Origin of the sequence: Pseudomonas sp. NPDC087346 (assembly GCF_044744235.1) — a bacterium.
In the GTDB taxonomy this organism is placed as follows: domain Bacteria; phylum Pseudomonadota; class Gammaproteobacteria; order Pseudomonadales; family Pseudomonadaceae; genus Aquipseudomonas.
Genome location: NZ_JBIUXX010000029.1, coordinates 70,788 through 74,856, shown reverse-complemented (window position 1 = coordinate 74,856; position 4,069 = coordinate 70,788). Strand labels below are relative to the sequence as shown.

At 59.5% G+C, this 4,069-nt stretch carries 1 protein-coding gene and 1 pseudogene; one reads left to right on the top strand and one right to left on the bottom strand.

Going from position 1 to position 4,069, the window contains the following annotated elements:
- Window positions 1-264 (bottom strand): annotated as a pseudogene (locus tag ACIOZM_RS18185) (pyruvate dehydrogenase (acetyl-transferring), homodimeric type); the annotation flags it as partial.
- A gap of 384 nt (window positions 265-648) precedes the next feature.
- Between ACIOZM_RS18185 and glnE the strand changes: the two are divergent.
- Window positions 649-3,588: a bifunctional [glutamate--ammonia ligase]-adenylyl-L-tyrosine phosphorylase/[glutamate--ammonia-ligase] adenylyltransferase gene (gene glnE, locus ACIOZM_RS18180; RefSeq protein ID WP_401216185.1), complete on the top strand. Its 2,940-nt coding sequence runs from the start codon at window positions 649-651 to the stop codon at window positions 3,586-3,588.
- Window positions 3,589-4,069 lie beyond the last annotated feature (481 nt).

The following is a 4,069-nucleotide window of genomic DNA, read 5'->3' as shown; positions in this document are numbered from 1 at the left end:
TACCATGGCCATCGCGTTCCAGCGTACCAGCGAGCGAATGCGGCGTTCCATGAACAGGTCGCCAGGCATGCGTGCTTCGTGGGTAACCGGAATCGTGTTGCGGTAAGGCGTGGTGATGGCGTAAGGCAACTGCGAGCCGCTGCGGGTCGCGAGTTCGCCCATACGGGTCATCAGATAGTGAGCACGGTCTTCGCCTTCTTTGTCGAGAACCGATTCCAGGGCGTCCAGCCATTCCTGGGTTTCGTCGGGATCGAGGTCTTGCATGGCTTGCTCCAGGGCGGAAAGGCTTCCAGAATCGGTTGCCTGAGTTTGCGACTGGCCTTGTGGGCAGACGATTTAAAATTCTTGGATTGCCGATAGGTTGTTCCGGCGGCGTGTAGTTTTACTACAAATCTTCCGGCATTTCAGCCTTTCGAATGTATAGACGAGTAGTAAAACTACAGAAGAATGGCTTGTGGCCTCCGGCTGCGTTGTGAGAATAATCGTTAAGGTTGGTCTTTTACCATCCGAAAAAGGTGAAAGTTTGATGTTCGCTGCCAAGATGAAAGAAATTTCAGCTATTTCTAACTTTTGTTCGACAGTCCATCGCGTAGCGGGTTTTCACCAATCACTACAAGCGGCCGTTTACACGCCGATCAAGGATAGACCATGACCCTGCCCGCGCTTGCCGAACTGCCCGCTATCCTCCTGCCGTTGGTCACTCGATCAGAGCAGTCGTTCCGTACGGCGGTCGCCGCGCTGGAAGACGATCACGGCTTCGCGAACTGGACGCCGGAACGCCGGGCGCAGTTCGCCCGCGTCAGCGCCGCCAGCGATTTCGTCATTGAACAGAGCGTTCGTGACCCTTTGATGTTGCTCTCGCTGGTGCAGTCCGGCGAACTCGACCGGGCCTTCGCGCCGGGTGAGTTGTGCGCGCAGATCGCCGCTGCGGTGAACGAGGCGCAGAACGAAGACGAACTCGGCCGTGCCTTGCGCCGTCAGCGCGCACGGCATCAAGTACGGATTATCTGGCGCGACCTCAATCGTCAGGCCGATCTGGTGCAGACCTGCCGTGACCTCTCGGACATGGCCGACGCCAGCATCGATCAGGCTTATCAATGGCTGTACAGCCGCCATTGCCAGCAATTCGGTACGCCGACCGGGCGCCGTAGCGGCGAGCCGCAGCAAATGGTCATCCTCGGCATGGGCAAGCTCGGCGCGGTCGAGTTGAACCTGTCCTCGGACATCGATCTGATTTTTGCCTACCCCGAGGGCGGCGAAACCGTCGGCGTGAAACGTGCGCTGGATAACCAGGAGTTTTTCATCCGTCTCGGTCAGCGCCTGATCAAAGCGCTTGATCCGATGACCGTCGATGGCTTCGTGTTCCGCGTCGATATGCGCCTGCGCCCGTACGGTTCGTCCGGCGCGCTGGTGCTGAGCTTCAATGCGCTGGAGCAGTATTACCAGGATCAGGGCCGCGACTGGGAACGCTACGCGATGATCAAGGCGCGGGTGGTGGCCGGCGATCAAGCGGCCGGCGCGCAGTTGCTCGACATGCTGCGACCGTTCGTTTATCGGCGTTATCTGGATTTCTCGGCGATCGAAGCGCTGCGCACCATGAAGCAACTGATCCAGCAGGAAGTGCGGCGCAAAGGCATGGCCGACAATATCAAGCTGGGTTCCGGTGGCATTCGCGAAGTCGAGTTCATCGCACAGGCGTTTCAGTTGATTCACGGCGGGCGTGATCTGAGTCTGCAGCAACGTCCTCTATTAAAAGTATTGAGCACACTGGAAGGGCAGGGCTATCTGCCACCAGCGGTGATCAGCGAGTTGCGTGAAGGTTACGAATTCCTGCGTTACACCGAGCACGCGATCCAGGCGATTGCCGATCGTCAGACCCAAATGCTGCCGGATGGCGCTCAGGATCAGGCGCGTATCGCCTTCATGCTCGGTTTCGCCGATTGGCAGGCGTTCCACGAAAAACTGATGTTCTGGCGTGGCCGTGTGGCCTGGCACTTCGCGCAGGTGATCGCTGACCCTGACGAAGAAGAGGGTGCCGAAAGCGAAGTGGTGGTTGGCGGTGAATGGCTGCCGCTGTGGGAAGAAGCGCAGGACGAGGAAGCTGCTTGCCGCCAGTTGGAAGAGGGCGGCTTCACTGATGCGAGCAAGGCGCTGAAGGCGTTGGCCGGTTTGCGCGGCAGCCCGCAACTGCGTGCGATGCAGCGTCTGGGGCGTGAGCGTCTCGATGCGTTTATTCCACGCCTGATTGCGCAGGCGGTGGAGCATGCCAATCCGGATCTGGTGCTGGAGCGGGTGCTACCGTTGGTCGAAGCGGTCGCCCGGCGTTCGGCGTATCTGGTGTTGCTGACCGAGAACCCCGGCGCGCTGCGGCGCTTGCTGACTCTGTGCGCGGCCAGTCCATGGATTGCCGAGCAAATCACCCGTTTCCCGCTGCTGCTCGACGAGCTGCTCAACGAGGGTCGGCTGTTCAAGCCGCCATTGGCGCCGGAACTGGCCGCCGAGTTGCGCGAGCGCCTGACGCGGATTCCCGAAGACGACCTCGAACAACAGATGGAAGCCCTGCGGCATTTCAAACTGGCGCACCGTTTGCGCGTTGCTGCCTCGGAGATCGCAGGCAGCCTGCCGTTGATGAAAGTCAGCGATTATCTGACCTGGCTGGCCGAGGCGATTCTCGAGCAAGTGCTGGCGCTGGCCTGGCGTCAAACCGTAGCCAAATACGGCACACCGCTGCGTACTGACGGCACTTTGTGCGATCCGGGCTTCATTATTGTCGGTTACGGCAAAGTCGGCGGTCTGGAACTGGGGCATGGTTCGGATCTGGATCTGGTGTTCATCCACGACGGCGATCCACAGGCGGAAACCGATGGGGCGAAACCGATTGATGGTGCACAGTTCTTCACCCGTCTGGGGCAGCGGATCATTCACTTGCTGACGGCGCAGACCAACTCCGGTCAGCTGTATGAAGTGGATATGCGCTTGCGGCCGTCCGGTGCGTCGGGGCTGCTGGTGAGCTCTCTCGGTGCTTTTGCCCGCTATCAGGAAAATGAAGCCTGGACGTGGGAACATCAGGCGTTGGTAAGGGCGCGGGTGCTGGTTGGTAGCCAGGATGTCGGGCAGGCGTTCGAGAAGGTCCGGGCGCAAGTGTTGGGCAAAACCCGGGATCTGGCGAAGCTGCAACAAGAAGTCAGCGAGATGCGTGCCAAGATGCGCGACAACCTTGGCAGCAAGAGCACCGCTGCCGGTACCGCGGCAAATGCCTTCGAGGCCTCGGCGCCGTTTGACCTCAAGCAGGACGCCGGAGGTATCGTCGATATTGAATTTATGGTGCAATACGCGGCTCTGGCGTGGTCGCAAAGCCACCCGCCATTGCTGCGCTGGACCGATAACATCCGCATTCTGGAAGAACTGGAGCACGAAGGGCTGATGCCTGCCGAAGATGCCAGTCTGTTGCGCGAGGCTTATAAAGCCTACCGCTCCGCCGCCCACCGGCAGGCGTTGCAGAAGGATGCCGGGGTGATCCCGGGGGACCAGTTTGCCGAGGAACGCCGGCAGGTATTGCGGATCTGGCGAGAGCTGGGTCTAAGCTGAAACGAACACCCTGTGGGAGCGGGCTTGCCCGCGATAGCGGAGTATCAGACGACTCAATGTTGGATGTAACAACGCCATCGCGAGCAGGCTCACTCCTACAAGGGATCTGTGGTGAACGCAGATCCCAGGCAAGACGAACAAACCCTGTGGGAGCGGGCTTGCCCGCGATAGCGGAGTATCAGACGACTCAATGTTGAATGTAACAACGCCATCGCGAGCAGGCTCACTCCTACAAGGGATCTGTGGTGAACGCAGATCCCAGGCAAAACGAACAAACCCTGTGGGAGCGGGCTTGCCCGCGATAGCGGAGTATCAGACGACTCAATGTTGGATGTAACAACGCCATCGCGAGCAGGCTCACTCCTACAAGGGATCTGTGGTGAACGCAGATCCCAGGCAAGACGAACAAACCCTGTGGGAGCGGGCTTGCCCGCGATAGCGGAGTATCAGACGACTCAATGTTGGATGTAACAACGCCATC